Origin of the sequence: Okeania sp. SIO2C2 (genome assembly GCF_010692625.1) — a bacterium.
GTDB lineage: Bacteria > Cyanobacteriota > Cyanobacteriia > Cyanobacteriales > Microcoleaceae > Okeania > Okeania hirsuta.
Genome location: NZ_JAAHGM010000089.1, coordinates 1 through 15,271 on the forward strand (window position 1 = coordinate 1; position 15,271 = coordinate 15,271).

Annotated in this window: 14 protein-coding genes and 1 pseudogene; 9 read left to right on the top strand and 6 right to left on the bottom strand. The window is 36.9% G+C overall.

Going from position 1 to position 15,271, the window contains the following annotated elements; translation table 11 throughout:
- Nucleotides 1–468: 468 nt before the first annotated feature.
- Nucleotides 469–822: a trypco2 family protein gene (locus tag F6K18_RS33130; protein WP_287527245.1), complete on the top strand. Its 354-nt coding sequence runs from the start codon at nt 469–471 to the stop codon at nt 820–822.
- A gap of 21 nt (nt 823–843) precedes the next feature.
- Nucleotides 844–3,330 carry a CHAT domain-containing protein gene (locus tag F6K18_RS33135; RefSeq protein ID WP_287527247.1) on the top strand — a complete coding sequence of 829 codons (2,487 nt, stop codon included), beginning with the start codon at nt 844–846 and terminating at the stop codon, nt 3,328–3,330.
- Between the two features lie 207 nt (nt 3,331–3,537).
- Here F6K18_RS33135 and F6K18_RS33140 read toward each other — a convergent pair whose 3' ends face one another.
- The 3 genes from F6K18_RS33140 to F6K18_RS33150 all read right to left on the bottom strand — a co-directional run bounded on the left by F6K18_RS33140 (nt 3,538) and on the right by F6K18_RS33150 (nt 5,011).
- Nucleotides 3,538–4,035: a hypothetical protein gene (locus tag F6K18_RS33140; protein WP_287527249.1), complete on the bottom strand. Its 498-nt coding sequence runs from the start codon at nt 4,033–4,035 to the stop codon at nt 3,538–3,540.
- Nucleotides 4,036–4,040: 5 nt separating this feature from the next.
- The gene (locus F6K18_RS33145; RefSeq protein ID WP_287527251.1) at nt 4,041–4,556 is read right to left on the bottom strand and encodes a hypothetical protein; all 516 of its coding nucleotides are present in this window, start codon (nt 4,554–4,556) and stop codon (nt 4,041–4,043) included.
- Between the two features lie 317 nt (nt 4,557–4,873).
- Nucleotides 4,874–5,011 carry a hypothetical protein gene (locus tag F6K18_RS33150; protein ID WP_287527252.1) on the bottom strand — a complete coding sequence of 46 codons (138 nt, stop codon included), beginning with the start codon at nt 5,009–5,011 and terminating at the stop codon, nt 4,874–4,876.
- 478 nt (nt 5,012–5,489) lie between these two features.
- Between F6K18_RS33150 and F6K18_RS33155 the strand changes: the two genes are divergently transcribed.
- Nucleotides 5,490–9,479 carry a magnesium chelatase subunit H gene (locus tag F6K18_RS33155; protein ID WP_287527254.1) on the top strand — a complete coding sequence of 1,330 codons (3,990 nt, stop codon included), beginning with the start codon at nt 5,490–5,492 and terminating at the stop codon, nt 9,477–9,479.
- A 598-nt stretch (nt 9,480–10,077) separates the two neighbouring features.
- On the opposite strand, the gene F6K18_RS33160 is transcribed toward F6K18_RS33155, so the two are convergent.
- The 3 genes from F6K18_RS33160 to F6K18_RS33170 form a co-directional block, all read right to left on the bottom strand.
- Entirely contained in the window at nt 10,078–10,548 is a 471-nt protein-coding gene (locus F6K18_RS33160; protein ID WP_287527256.1) for a hypothetical protein, read from the bottom strand.
- 557 nt (nt 10,549–11,105) lie between these two features.
- A complete protein-coding gene (locus F6K18_RS33165) occupies nt 11,106–11,582 on the bottom strand; it encodes an ATP-binding domain-containing protein (RefSeq protein ID WP_353735247.1) in 477 nt (158 codons plus the stop codon).
- A gap of 101 nt (nt 11,583–11,683) precedes the next feature.
- Entirely contained in the window at nt 11,684–12,139 is a 456-nt protein-coding gene (locus F6K18_RS33170) for an NERD domain-containing protein (RefSeq protein ID WP_287527257.1), read from the bottom strand.
- A gap of 284 nt (nt 12,140–12,423) precedes the next feature.
- Here F6K18_RS33170 and F6K18_RS33175 point away from each other — a divergent pair, with 284 nt between their 5' ends.
- From F6K18_RS33175 to F6K18_RS33200, 6 genes and pseudogenes are all read left to right on the top strand, one after another.
- Entirely contained in the window at nt 12,424–12,834 is a 411-nt protein-coding gene (locus F6K18_RS33175; protein WP_287527258.1) for a DUF433 domain-containing protein, read from the top strand.
- Complete coding sequence (locus tag F6K18_RS33180; RefSeq protein WP_287527260.1) at nt 12,815–13,132, top strand: DUF5615 family PIN-like protein; 318 nt, start codon at nt 12,815–12,817, stop codon at nt 13,130–13,132. Before F6K18_RS33175 ends, F6K18_RS33180 begins: the two co-directional genes overlap by 20 nt.
- A 125-nt stretch (nt 13,133–13,257) precedes the next feature.
- The gene (locus tag F6K18_RS33185; RefSeq protein WP_287527262.1) at nt 13,258–13,656 is read left to right on the top strand and encodes an FAD-dependent oxidoreductase; all 399 of its coding nucleotides are present in this window, start codon (nt 13,258–13,260) and stop codon (nt 13,654–13,656) included.
- Nucleotides 13,653–14,480, top strand: coding sequence for an FAD-dependent oxidoreductase (locus F6K18_RS33190; protein ID WP_287527264.1), 828 nt, complete (start codon nt 13,653–13,655; stop codon nt 14,478–14,480). Before F6K18_RS33185 ends, F6K18_RS33190 begins: the two co-directional genes overlap by 4 nt.
- Before the next feature lie 242 nt (nt 14,481–14,722).
- Nucleotides 14,723–15,106 carry a DUF433 domain-containing protein gene (locus F6K18_RS33195; protein WP_287527266.1) on the top strand — a complete coding sequence of 128 codons (384 nt, stop codon included), beginning with the start codon at nt 14,723–14,725 and terminating at the stop codon, nt 15,104–15,106.
- Nucleotides 15,087–15,271: pseudogene (locus F6K18_RS33200) on the top strand (DUF5615 family PIN-like protein); the annotation flags it as partial. The gene F6K18_RS33195 and the pseudogene F6K18_RS33200, both read left to right, overlap by 20 nt.

Genomic DNA, 15,271 nt, shown 5'->3' on the forward strand with positions numbered 1-15,271 from the left:
ATAGAGTTGTTGGGAATTAAGCTAAAAAAATGGCTAAAACCCTTATTGGTCAAAGTTTATAGCGTTTTTCAGCCCTAGAATCATGAAAACCTTATAGAATAAGCTTTTGAGCATTGTTCAATTGTTATTTCCCAACAACTCTAATATCTTTGCGAGCGACAGCGTTTGCGGAGCAGTCCGTCAGGAAAGCAATCTCCTAAACCCCTGATATTGCTTCCTCCCACTCCGTTCCAGTCGCAATGACTTGGCTATAGTAATTATCCGGATTCTATATTAGTCACGCCACAGCCAAGATTAATTTTTGTTTTATCCAACTGATACTTAGGAGGTTGGCGAACGCATAGATACCAAATGGTTTCTATAAGGTAGATTAAGGAACCATAAAACCCCAGCTTGGATAGAACCTGGACGGGGCAAACCTCTTGGTATATAATAAAACATCGTCGTCAATTAACCTACAAAAAAAATATGAGTAACGAAAATTCCATTGGACTAGCGGAGTTGATTCAACAAGTCAAACAGGAATTACTTACCCAAGCACCAGATAGCGAAACAGATATTCCTATTTTTGCAGTTGATTCTGTGGAATTGGAGTTACAGGTAACAGTGAAAAAAGAAGGAAAGGGTGGAATTAAAATATATGTTCTGGAATTAGGAGGAGGTAGCAGTCGCGATGATGTTCAGAAAGTTAAGGTAAAATTATCTCCACTTTTGAATAGAGAACAGCTTTTGGCAATTTATAAAAAGCAGTATCTAGAACGTTGGGAGAAATTGTTGGAAAAAAATGTTAATGCTGCTACTAAAGGCCAACCCCTTGAATAATAAGAGGAAACAAATAGACCTATGGAACTTCTGGAGTTATATCTCTCACCCCTTGACAACCCCACTGAGTTTAAGGTCATAGTCACTCATTCTCCTGCGGGTGAGGGAGAAAGTAAATCATCATTACCTTTTTTTGATGCCGAATGCGACTGGCGCACTACTGTTATTAGAACTTTGGATATTTCTAGTTTCAACCCTAAGTCTTTTTCAGCAGAGGGTGAACAAGAATGGATGATCAAAGCAGGAATTTTAGGGAGCGATCGCTCAATTTTCAGTCCTAATTATTTAGTCAACATTGGTCAAGCACTCTATAAAGCTCTATTTCCTGAAGGTAGTAGAGTGGAACAACTCTTGCACCAGTCTATCACTTTAGCTGAGTCTAAACCATCTAAACTGGTGGTGCAGTTGAAACTGGAAGCGGATGTGGTGCAGAAAACACGACTAGCAGATTATCCTTGGGAATTATTGCACAACAGACATTTTCTCTGTCATCACCAAGTTGAGTTTTCCCGATACATTGCCTATCAAGCTGTTCCTCCTAGTTTACCGACAGCAGAAAAACTGAATGTTTTATTGGTTTCGTCTGGTGCGTCCGATCAAGAACTTAACCTGGGACTGCTTTCTAAGAAGGAACAAAAAGCTGTTATTAAGGGGTTGAAAACTGCTAGTGAGAGGGGAGACATTTCTCTGGAACAACTGGAGGAAGGGACTTTTGCTGAATTAAGAACTTATCTCATGGAACATCGAGGAGATAAAGCACCCCATGTGCTACATTTTGACGGACATGGTTTGTTCGGTAAACCTTGTCCTAACCCTAAATGTGGCGCGATGAATGCAGGAACAAAACTGCAACGATGCCGAAAGTGTAAGACTGAGTTGCCCTCAGCTCAAGGATATTTGGTGTTTGAGGATGAGGATGGAGATGCTGATTATATTAGTGCTAGAGAGTTGGGGACTCTGCTGCAACAGTCTGGTTTGAGCGACGGAAGCAGTCAAACACAGGGAGTGGTGCTAGTGGTATTGAGTGCTTGTCACTCAGGAAGGGTAATAGCGGGAGAGTCGATATTTAATGGTGCTGCTCAAAATCTGATTGCTCATCGGGTGCCAGCGGTGGTGGCAATGCAATATTCTGTGAGTGTTGACAGCGCGACTCAATTTGCCGAACAGTTTTATCGTTCCCTGGGGCAGAAAAATTCTCTGGTGGTGGCGGTGAGTCAGGCGCGAGCAGCGATGGGTGTGGAGGGAAATCAGTGGTATCGTCCGGTGCTTTATCTGCGCTGGCAGGATAATGAGGGGGGTCAACTGTTTGCAAACGAAAGTCCTCCAATAACAAAATTCCACGTTCCCAAGCTTAGTGGATCTTCTGTTTTTGTGAGACGCGATCAAGAGATGGAGAAAATAATAAAAGCACTATTAGAACCAGACCAAAGTAACACTATAATAGCTTTGTGGGGTCCATGTGGGTATGGTAAGACAACTTTAGCAAAACTAATCTGTGGAGAACCCTCTATTCAGCAATATTATAGTGGTGGTATTTATTGGATTGAAATTACAAATGATTCAGATGCAAAGAAAGGACTTAAAAAATTGTATAAGTACTTAACCAATATTGAGGAAGATGTTGAGCCAGAGGATTTACTTGATAAGTGGAACCAAAAGCCAAATTTAGTAATTTTAGATAATATAGGGAATGAAGAGGAATTAGGTTTATTCCTCAGGAGTGTTGGAGAATCCAGTCAATTGTTAATAACGACGGAGAGACTTGATACACTTAATCAATGCAATAATCCCAAGTTAATACAAATAAACTCTTTAAATATAGAAGAATTAATTGCTGTTTTAAAGTATCCTTTGAAAAAGAAAGAAAACTTTAATGATCAAAGAATCAAAGAATTAGCTAGTTTACTTTATGATTCGCCTGTTTTGTTAACTTTAGCTTTGAAAAAAATTCAAGGATATTTACTTCCGAATAATTGCTCTACTCCTGAAGTTATTATAGATAGTGTTATAGAAGAAATCAAAGAAATTGATTGGCCTGATAATGAAAGTCAAATTGTTCAGAATATTAAGCAGAATATTGAGCCAAGTTTTGAGTATCTTACTGAAAAAGAAAAAGAATACTTTCACTCATTATTTATATTTTTCGCAGATTTAGATATTCCTTTCTCTGTTATCGCAATAATTTGGGATTTGCCATCTTTAAAAGTTCAACTCCTATGTCGTAAATTATACGAATTATCACTTTTAAGAAAGTTTAAGATTACTCAGAAGAATCAGGGAATTATTCAATTAAGTAGTTTGCTCCGAAAATACTTTGACTCGAGAAGAACAAGTGATAATGAATTCAAACAATTTCTTGTGGATGTTAATAAGAAGTTGGTCGAATATTACGAAAAAAAATATGAGTTAAACTCACCAGATTATCTTCCAGATAATCTTCCTTTAGAAGAGAAGAAGTTTTTTAGGCAAGTTTATAAATATCATTGGAGACAAGCCAAAAAAGTATAAATTTTCTAGGGGATGACAAGCAACCTGAAAAACTTTTGGGATCAGCTTTTAAGTAAATATCCCTCAATAAAAAAGCGGCATCTATCAGAAGAATATTACCTCAAAGCCTTGTTTAGCCAAACTCACAGGCAGTTTCTCATCCCTTTAAGTAAATTATTAGTAATACAATCAAAAGAAAAACCTTTGGCAATTTTTGGAGATATTTAATCAATAATAATTCGGCTCTTCAGTAACTTCTATTGTATATCTTATTTTAGTCAAATTATTATTTTCTTTTCTATCTCCTACCCAAACATGATAAGTATCTGCTTCGATTTTCTCAGTGTCTTTAGAACTAAAATATGTTAAATCAGATTCATCATCTTGCTCACAAATAAGTTCGTTTTTTCCTGCAGCTTTAATAAGAATCCAAGGATTTACATTGTCTGAAGTTTCTACTTTTACTTTGATGATAGACTTATCAAAGTCATCTGTTAATATTGCTGTGTGATCTGCATTTCTAGTAGGAGTTATCTTTGTTATGCCTTTGTTGTTACAATTTTTTTGATAATCATATTCTAATTTTTCATCACGAAGATAACCAATTTCAATTCTTCTCTCAAAACCAGGGTGAAGTGTAAAGTCTGACTCTGGAGAAGAAATAACAATAGCCGATATTAACACGGCACCAGCAGCAAGTACACTAATTGTTTTTGTATTTTTCATAGTTCTCATTTACTACGTTTTTTATAAGTTGCACCCATCAGCCAAATCAAAAGAAAAGGAATAAAAATTCCTAAGAAGATATGAAACACAAACCAAATTAGAGAAACAAATTGATTCCAGCCATAAATTTTAAACCCTATATCACCCCGAGGAATAAAACTTAGAAATATGTCTCCACAAAGGTGAGCAGAAACTCCAACAAATAAACCAAATGCAATATTTCTTAGAGTATTTAGATGCCAATGATATTTTTTAGCTAAAAGAGGTTGGCGCAATATATTTGGTAGTATGCTAATTACCAAAATAACTGTAGGGATAATTACTGAGCTAAAGAGCCAACTACGATGTTTTAGGAATTCCCAACCTCCCCTTGAAAACCAAGAATTAGACCAAATATATAAAGGAATATCCCAATCCGGTATTGCTTGATAAAAAATATCAAGTATTGAGTCAAAAAAACTAGGTAAAAACTGTAGAATAGGACTAAGGAAAAAAAAGCCACTTGTTCCCCAAATAACCATAACTAAAAATAACAGGGGGTCAACAAATCGGAGTCCTTTTTTAGCATATCGTTCAGCACAAGTCCAGAAAACTGCAGCAATTCCTAGGGCCAAAAATAAGTAAAAAAAATCTTTAACAGTATCCAGATACGGGGAAACGGCATCCTGGAATTTGTTAACAGCCAGATATGACAGCATATTAAATCTCTCAAGCTAGACTAATTCGATCATATCTCAAGAAATATGAAAGTGGTAGTAGTCTCACAGAGTGAAAAGTAAGTTAAAAGGTAGATATAGTAATAATTTTTTCGGCTTAATTGATGATGGCGTTCAAGCATTTAGTCACCCCACTCCGCTCTTAACGCTTGTTGAAATTCAAGAGGATATATCCGTTTTGGCAAAAAACCAAAAAGGTCTAAAGCTTCCTCCCCCTCTAGCGAAACTTCCGTTGGTGGTGGTAAAGATTGTACTACCACTACAACTTTTACTAAACCGGGTTCTACAGTATCGGGTAGGCTAATTTACAGGTGACGATCGCTACCGACATAAACTACCTTCCGAATGGTTTCCATAATTTCTCTTGTGACAAAACAATAATATTGTAGCATAAGCGATCGCCCTTGCCTATAGCGACAACCCCAGATCTTAATTCAGAATGTGTAAGTCTTGTATGATTAAATTCATAAGCAAAACTAATTACATATCCTAATTTCTCATCATCAGGTAATTGAAAATTTATACCCTCATCCCAAATTATTTTGTATACAAATCGCCTTAACTTTTATGAACAAAGATTGAGAGTATATAATCCTCATTTTGTCAATAAATGTAACGAAAAATTTCAAATTTCTTATAGAATTGTATCAAAACAAGAACTTCCCCTACCTTTTTTTCACATTTTCTGGTAGATATACTCATTAAGTATCAGCAATTATCCTCAAGGAGCAATACTTAATGTTCACATCTGTTAAACCTGCCGTTCGCCACATTGTCCCAGAAGACTTGAAAGGGCGATCGCTCCTGAAAGTCGTATATATAGTTTTAGAAGCACAATATCAAAGTGCTCTCTCAGGAGCAGTACGCTCTATTAATGAGAAAAACCCCAATTTGGCCATAGAAATAAGTGGCTATTTAATAGAAGAACTCCGCGACCCCCAAAATTACGAAAATTTTAAAAAAGAAGTTTCTGAAGCTAACATTTTTATCGCCTCCCTAATCTTCATTGAAGACTTGGCCGAAAAAGTAGTAGAAGCTGTAACACCCCACCGCGACAAACTGGACGCTGCTGTAGTATTCCCTTCCATGCCACAAGTAATGCGCCTAAATAAAATGGGTACATTCTCCATGGCGCAACTAGGTCAGAGCAAAAGTGCCATAGCTCAGTTTATGCGGAAGCGCAAGGAAAAATCTGGTTCTTCTTTCCAAGACGGAATGTTGAAGTTACTGCAAACTCTGCCCAAAGTTTTGAAATATATGCCTATTGATAAGGCGCAGGATGCTAGAAACTTTATGCTCAGTTTCCAATATTGGTTAGGGGGTTCGTCGGAAAACTTGGAAAATTTCCTGCTGATGTTGGCAGACAAATATGTTTTCAAGAATGAGAAAAAAAGTTCTTTGCAATATGTCGATCCAGTGGTTTATCCAGACATGGGTGTTTGGCATCCCCTCGCGCCGAAAATGTTTGAGGATGTCAAAGAATATCTCAACTGGTACAACGACCGCAAAGACATTTCCGAAGATTTGAAAGACCCCCTCACTCCCTGTGTTGGTCTAGTCTTGCAGCGCACCCACTTAGTTACGGGAGACGATGCTCACTACGTTGCCATGTTGCAAGAGTTGGAAGCAATGGGAGCGCGAGTTGTACCTGTATTTGCTGGAGGGTTAGATTTTTCCAAACCAGTGGATGCTTATTTCTGGGAAAGTGCTGCTAAGGGAGTTGAACCTACACCATTAGTAGATGCAGTTATTTCTTTGACTGGTTTTGCATTGGTTGGCGGACCTGCTAGACAAGACCATCCGAAGGCGATCGAATCTTTGAAACGGTTGAACCGACCATATATGGTAGCGTTGCCTCTGGTTTTCCAAACTACGGAAGAATGGGAAGAAAGCGAACTTGGTCTCCACCCGATACAAGTTGCTTTGCAAATAGCTATTCCAGAATTGGATGGAGCGATCGAACCTATTATTATGTCTGGTCGGGATGGGATGACCGGAAAAGCGATCGCTCTCCAAGACCGGATCGAAGCTGTTGCTCAACGCGCTCTGAAGTGGGCAACTCTCAGACGCAAACCTAAACTGGATAAAAAAATTGCTATTACTATTTTCAGTTTTCCTCCAGATAAAGGGAATGTGGGTACTGCTGCATATTTAGATGTTTTTGGTTCTATCTATGAAGTTGTCAAAGCACTGAGAGGTAATGGTTACGATATTCAAGATTTGCCTGACTCCGCAGAGGAGTTGATGAAGCAAGTTATTCACGATGCGACTGCTCAATATCAAAGTCCGGAGTTGAATATTGCTCACCGGATGTCGGTAGAACAATACGAACGTCTGACACCATACTCGGAAAGGTTGCATGAAAATTGGGGACCCCCTCCAGGAAACCTGAATAGCGATGGTGAAAATTTATTAATTTACGGTAAGAGTTTCGGTAACCTTTTTATTGGTGTACAACCAACGTTTGGTTATGAAGGAGATCCGATGCGGTTGTTGTTCTCCCGTTCCGCTAGTCCCCATCATGGTTTTGCTGCTTACTATACTTATTTAGAACAAATTTGGAAAGCTGATGCGGTGCTGCATTTCGGTACTCACGGTTCTCTGGAATTTATGCCTGGTAAGCAAATAGGAATGTCTGGAGATTGTTATCCAGATAATCTCATCGGCAGTATTCCCAACATCTATTATTATGCAGCGAATAATCCTAGTGAGGCGACTATTGCTAAACGTCGGAGTTATGCTGAGACGATTTCTTATTTGACTCCCCCTGCGGAAAATGCTGGTTTATATAAAGGTTTGCAGGAGTTGAACGAGTTGATCGGTTCCTATCAAACTTTGAAGGATAGCGGTCGGGGTATTCCCATTGTCAACACTATTATGGATAAGTGTCGGATGGTGAACTTAGACCAGGATGTGACGCTGCCAGAAAAAGACGCTCAGGAGTTGACTGCTGAGGAACGGGATAAAATTGTTGGGGATGTTTACCGCAGGTTGATGGAAATTGAGTCTCGGTTGTTGCCTTGTGGTTTGCACATTATTGGTAAACCTCCTAGTTCTGAAGAGGCGATCGCCACCTTAGTTAACATTGCTAGTCTCGACAGAGAAGAGGAAGGGATAACTGGTTTACCTCGAATTATTGCTAATAGTCTCAACCGCGATATTGAGGAACTTTACCAAAATAACAATCAGGGTATTTTGGCAGATGTGGAGTTAGTTCAGAATATTACGGAAGCGACTCGTGCTGCTGTTGCTGCGTTGGTACAACAACAAACTGATGCTGAAGGTCGAGTTTCTATGGTGAGCAAACTCAATTTCTTCAACATGATGAAAAAAGTACCTTGGATAGAAGCTCTGGAAACAGCAGGTTTTCCTAATGTTGATGCCGAACTTATTAAACCTCTGTTTGAATATTTGGAATTTTGCTTAGAGCAGGTTTGTGCTGATAACGAGTTAGGTTCTCTGTTGCGAGCGTTGGAAGGGGAATATATTTTACCCGGACCTGGTGGCGACCCGATTCGGAACCCGGATGTTTTGCCGACTGGTAAGAATATGCACGCTCTCGACCCCCAGTCTATTCCTACTGCTGCTGCGGTGAAGTCGGCAAAAATTGTGGTTGACCGTTTGTTGGCGCGACAGATGCAGGAGAATAGTGGCAACTATCCAGAAACCATCGCTGTTGTGTTGTGGGGAACTGACAATATCAAGACTTACGGTGAATCTCTTGCTCAGGTAATGTGGATGGTAGGTGTGAAACCTGTACCTGATGCTTTGGGTCGGGTGAATAAGTTAGAATTAATTCCATTAGAAGAGTTAGGCCGTCCTCGTGTTGACGTGGTGATTAACTGTTCCGGTGTATTCCGAGATTTATTTATCAATCAAATGAACCTTTTGGATAAAGCTGTGAAAATGGCAGCGGAAGCAGAGGAACCGGAAGAGATGAACTTTGTTCGGAAGCACGCTCTCAAGCAAGCGGAAGATTTAGGAGTAAATTTACGTCAAGCTGCAACGCGAGTATTTTCTAATGCTTCCGGTTCCTATGCTGCTAACGTTAACTTGGCAGTGGAAAATAGTACCTGGGAAGATGAGTCGGAATTACAGGAAATGTATTTGAAGCGCAAGTCCTTTGCTTTTAATTCTGATAACCCCGGAATGATGGAAGATAACCGGAAAGTGTTTGAGTCAGCATTGAAAACTGCCGATGCCACATTCCAGAATTTAGATTCGTCAGAAATTAGTTTGACCGATGTGAGTCACTATTTTGATTCTGACCCGACTAAAATTGTAGCGACTCTCCGGGATGATGGGAAAAAACCATCTTCTTATATTGCGGATACCACGACTGCAAATGCTCAGGTACGGTCTTTGTCAGAGACAGTACGTTTGGATGCGCGGACAAAAATGTTGAATCCGAAGTGGTATGAGGGGATGTTGTCTCATGGTTATGAAGGAGTGCGGGAGTTGTCAAAGCGTCTCGTGAATACTATGGGATGGAGTGCGACTGCTGGTGCTGTGGATAACTGGGTTTATGAGGATGTTAATGAGACATTTATTAAAGATGAGCAGATGCAGCAGCGGTTGTTGAATTTGAATCCGCATTCGTTCCGGAAGATGGTGACGACATTGTTGGAAGTGAATGGACGTGGTTATTGGGAGACGAGTGAGAGTAATTTGGATCGGTTGAGAGAGTTATATCAGCAAGTCGAGGATCGGATAGAGGGAATAGAGTAATTAATGGATAATGGATAATTGATAATGGATAATTAATGGATAATAGAGTTGTCGCTAAATAGATAGAAAAAATCGCTCAAATTAAGACACAGTAGTAATTCCATACGTTTTGCACTGGAAATTGCTAAAATCCTTACATGATAAGGGTTTAGCAGTTTTTTATAGTTATAAAGCGACAAGTCTAATGAAAAGTATCTCTAATTATTAATTATCCATTGGTAAGAGAGTTTTTAGGGTGGGTGAATATTTATTTGCCCGCCCTATTTTAGATGGATAATTGATAATGGATAATTAATGGATAATGAAAAGTATCTCTAATTATTAATTATCCATTGGTAAGAGAGTTTTTAGGGTGGGTGAATATTTATTTGCCCGCCCTATTTTAGATAGTTTTTAAAGATAGCTGAAAAAATAGCAGACAGTCAATTATTTAATGACAAATATTTAATGACAAAAATTGATTAATAAGATGGTTTAGTTTGTGTAGGTTAGGTTGAGTGCAATTCATAAGGTCAAAGAAGCCAACTAGCAATATGACCCTTTAACCAATAAAGGGTCATAAATTATGATGGGGGTATTCTTTTATAAGTAGGTGGGTTTAATTATTAGTTTCAGTAGAAATTTTTGCTAACTTTTCTAAAAAATCTTCACCTAATTTAGTTAGTTCACAATACTTAGTCAAGTCAATATAATCTTGTCCATATTGACTGTCTCTTTGTAAATGAGATACATACTTATATGGTCGCTTAATTTTGATTAATCCTGAATCTCTTAAACCTCTCAATTCTGATGCTGCCTGCTCAGTAACTTTAAATTTAAAGTTAGTATTACTTTCAGTACATTTTTTAAGCTCCTGTAGTTTTTCTGTCATTTTTGGTGCAAGAAGCAGTGGGTACATAAACATAAAATTTTGTAGTTTTTTGATATTATCAATTTGCTTTTGTTGAAAATTGTCTATATCTTCTTGGTTTTTATTCACTTGATTTTTTAGGTCTTTGAATTCTGCTTTAAGTCCTTTAGGTGATAAGTCCAAAGTTTTAAATATTTTTGATGCTTCTGGTTGAAGCAATAAGATAATAATCAGTAAAATAATGTCAGGGAAATTGGTATGGGGAATTTTTATGATATTATCTGCAATTTTTTCTTGATATTTCAGATTTGAAATAATATTTATTACTATTTGAAGAACAGGAAAAATTATTAGCTTAAGAGATAAATAAATAAGTATAAATTTAGAGCTAATATCTAATTTTTTAAATCTTTTGTTTGTTGATTTTTGATAAGCAGGGCTAGCTTTTAATAATCCCTTAGTCCTAATATATACATATCAAGAATTAGGACGATAAATTCCTACACCAAAAATACGGTCAATATTGACATAAATAAAATAGGTGATCGCTTTCCTAATAAAAAGAGCTATCGCCACTTTCGCCATTTTTTTTTAAGCGATCGCTCCTTTCAAAAATCAATAGCTCGTTTCAGAATTAGTTAATTACACTCGGATATAACCGCAAAAAAGACCTTGCTCTACCTGAAGCAGTTGATTATCTGGATAGAAGGGATAGAGTTATAATTTATGAGCAATCATTTTGTCTGCTCTTTTTAAATTCTATCAATATCCCTTAGTTATAAATATTTTTGATACATGGGATGTGCTTCAATAAAACCTTTTGAAATAGCCACATCCCCAAATGTCTTAAACAAAAAGTTAGCGTTGTAAATAGTTAGACATTCTTGACTTCTAGTTATCGCTGTATAAAGAAGCTCTTTGCTATGTTCATTTTGTTGCTTTTCATCAGGGTTAAAAAACACCAATATATTAGTTAATTCCCATCCTTTAAAACTGTGAATAGTCGAAACCTTGGTCCTTCCACCTTGCATCCAAAAACCTGATTTGTACCCCCGTCTTACTGTTTTTTCCTTAGATTTATTGACTTGATAAATCCTTTTGACATTCTCATTTTCTTCTTGAGACTCAAAAGTAGACTGATAAGGTAGACTAAGTTGATTTAAAACTTTACAGACCTTCCACCCATCCTCAACAGTGCAAACTAGAATCGCTATATCTGCACGAGCATTATTTCCTGCATTAAATTTGCAAATTTAGAACCATGTTTCAGATAACGTTTTTCTAGGATTTTGTTGAGATTTTCTGGTTCAAGATAATCCCATCCAAAAACATTAGAATATTCATCTAATATAGTTTATAATCGCCTGTTAATATCAGCAGTTTTATGTTTGTGAAAATAAACAAAAGGTTGGATTAAACTAAGAAGTTTCTGGTTAAGTATTTTCTTAGAACCTAAAATAGGTATCTCATATTTAAAAATAGAATCGCGATACTTATCCACCTGTTTTAAAGGACATTCTTCTTTTTCCCATTTACCAGTATCTTTGGCACGAACTAGCCAGTTGTATCCGTCTTTCTTGTTGCGTTGAATTTTATGAACATTTGGGGTCCAATCTTTAACTTCAAAAATTCCCATACCAGCATCTTCGCAAAATATGATAATGTCAGGTCGTAAACCATTTAAGTAAGGTTGAACATACACAGTCCACTTATCATCAAGAATTGCACACAAAGCATCTGTTAATGCTTTTTCACCTGGTGTAGGTTTTTGAGGTAAAGTGTTCAAGTCATCTGGTACTAAAATCGCCATAAATTTTATGTCTAATTTATTTATTTTTGCGAGCTACAGTTAAGTTTATCTTCATTTATTATCTCACTTTGTTTTTCTATCAAAAATGGTATGAATACTGATTTTTAAATAGATTATCGGTCTAAACATCAGTATTTTTATTTAAGTAAGAATAACAAAACTATTTTCTACTGGAGTCAAGAAACAAGAGCATTTATAGCAGAAGTTCCAGAATTACCAGGTTGTATTGCTGATGGAGAAACCTATCAGTTAGCACTGCAAAATGTAGAAATAATTATGCAAGAATGGATAGAAACTGCTCAAGAATTAGGACGATAAATTCCTACACCAAAAATTCGGTCTATCTTGACATAGATAAAACAGGCGATAGAACTCCGTTCCGCTTCGCGATCGCTACTTTTTTATTACAACTTTTTGTGCTATCCTCAAAAGGATTACAAAAATCAAAACATAAAAGAGCAAAAACTATGAGTAATAATTTAATAGAAATATCTCCAGAAATATTATCAGGTATACCAGTCTTTAAAAATACTCGCGTTCCTATTAAAACTCTTATTGATTATTTAAGTGCAGGAGAAACTATAGCAGATTTTCTTGATGATTTTCCTACGGTGACTCAAGAACAAGCAGTTTCTCTATTAAAGTTAGCTCAAGAGACATTATTGAAACAAACTTATGAAAATATTGCAGGATGAATGCTTACCTAAAAAGCTCAAAATAGAAATCATAAATCATCAAGTAATAACAGTTCCAGAACAAGGTTGGGCAGGAATAAAAAATGGAGAGTTGTTAAAATTAGCATCATCAAGTTTTGATGCTTTTATAACAATAGACCAAAACTTAACTTCACAACAAAATCTTCAGGAAATTGATTTAATAATAATCGTTTTAATTGCTAAAGATCACCGTCTGGCAACGTTGAAACCTTTAATTATTGAAGTAAATAAAGCTTTAGAAAGTTTGAATCAAGGTAATGTTATTTATATTCAATAACTATAGATAGGAAGAGGTTAATAGTTGAGCGATCGCGCAGCATGAGAATATCTCTAATTCCAAGTCTGCAAATTTTTCATTTCCTCCTGCACTCTCAGACCAATGTCTATTATACAGTAACTATTATGTTGAAACTTAATCGCCGTAAATTTTTATTGCTTGGTGGCTTAACTTTTGTTGGTACAAAAGCTTGTGCTCAAGTTAAATCCAGAAACTCAAGAACTCCAGGAGCATTAGAATCAGGTTTGCCACCTCAAAAAGTAATAGTTGCAGGATCAGGGGTGTCTGGTCTGGTAGCAGCATACGAACTGGCAGCAGTTGGTCATAAAGTAACAGTTTTAGAAGCACGCGATCGAGTAGGCGGTAGAGTTTTAACCCTGCGCGATGATTTTAGTGAAGGACATTTTGTAGAAGCAGGAGCAGCAAGAATCCCTTCAAATCACGATCTTACCCTTGCCTATGTTCAACATTTTGGTCTAGAACTGAAGCCTTTTTATCCAAGAGAAGGCTTTACATTAGGTTGAAAGATGGTAAACGTACTTTAGTTTCTGCTGATGAGTTAACCAAAGCTTTCTCACAATTCCCAATATTTGAAACTACTAAGATTAGCAAGGGTTCAGATATATTGCCACAAGCTTTTGCTACAGCTCTAGCTGAAAAAATTAATCTTGGTGATGCTGTTACTCGCATTGAGCAAACATCTCTAGGTGTTCGGGTTTTTTGTAAATCTCGGCTAGAGTACAATGAAGATTTTGTACTTTGCACTGTACCATTGCCAGTTCTAGGACAGATCGATTTTAATCCGCCACTGTCTCGTCCAAAACAGATTGCTGTTTCTGGGGGTTATAACTACCGCCCTTCTACTCGAATGTTTGTAGAATTTCCTGAACGTTTCTGGGAAAAAGAAGGTTTAAATGGTTGGGGTTTTTTAAGCGATCGCCCTGAAGAACTGTGGCAACCCACTTGGGATACTCCAGGAAAAACAGGGATTTTACATTCCTATCTAAAAGGGGAAATAGCTCTAGCTATGGATGCTCTTGACCCAGATGCTAGATTAGCTCAATTACTACAGCAATGGAAACAGATTCTACCTGGGGTTACTAATTATCAGGTGAGTTCCATCAGTTATTCTTGGATGAACGATCCTTGGTCTAAGGGAGGTTGGGCATATCCTAGTAAATCCCAAGAGGAAAAATTATTTAATGAACTTAGTCGCACTGAAGGACAAATTTATTTTGCTGGAGACCATACCTCTTCTACAAGAGGATGGTTACAAGGAGCATTAGAGTCTGGACTGATGGCTGCTAAACAGATTCATCAGGCGACATCAGAGCGCATATCTAGTTAAAGACTCACAAGCAAAAGCCTATTAAGTCAAAAAAATTAGTGCAATTATTATCAAATATCATCTAGAAAATTAAGCTAATGCTACAACGAAATAATTCTCTACTGGAGTCAAGAAACAAGAGCATTTATAGCAGAATTTCCAGAATTACCAGGTTGTATTGCTGATGGAGAAACCTATCAGTTAGCACTGCAAAATGTAGAAATAATTATGCAAGAATGGATAGAAACTGCTCAAGAATTAGGATGAGAAATTCCTACACCAAAAAATCGGTCTATCTTGACATAGATAAAACAGGCGATAGAACTCCGTTCCGCTTCGCGATCGCTACTTTTTTATTACAACTTTTTGTGCTATCCTCAAAAGGATTACAAAAATCAAAACATAAAAGAGCAAAAACTATGAGTAATAATTTAATAGAAATATCTCCAGAAATATTATCAGGTATACCAGTCTTTAAAAATACTCGCGTTCCTATTAAAACTCTTATTGATTATTTAAGTGCAGGAGAAACTATAGCAGATTTTCTTGATGATTTTCCTACGGTGACTCAAGAACAAGCAGTTTCTCTATTAAAGTTAGCTCAAGAGACATTATTGAAACAAACTTATGAAAATATTGCAGGATGAATGCTTACCTAAAAAGCTCAAAATAGAAATCATAAATCATCAAGTAATAACAGTTCCAGAACAAGGTTGGGCAGGAATAAAAAATGGAGAGTTGTTAAAATTAGCATCATCAAGTTTTGATGCTTTTATAACAATAGACCAAAACTTAACTTCACAACAAAATCT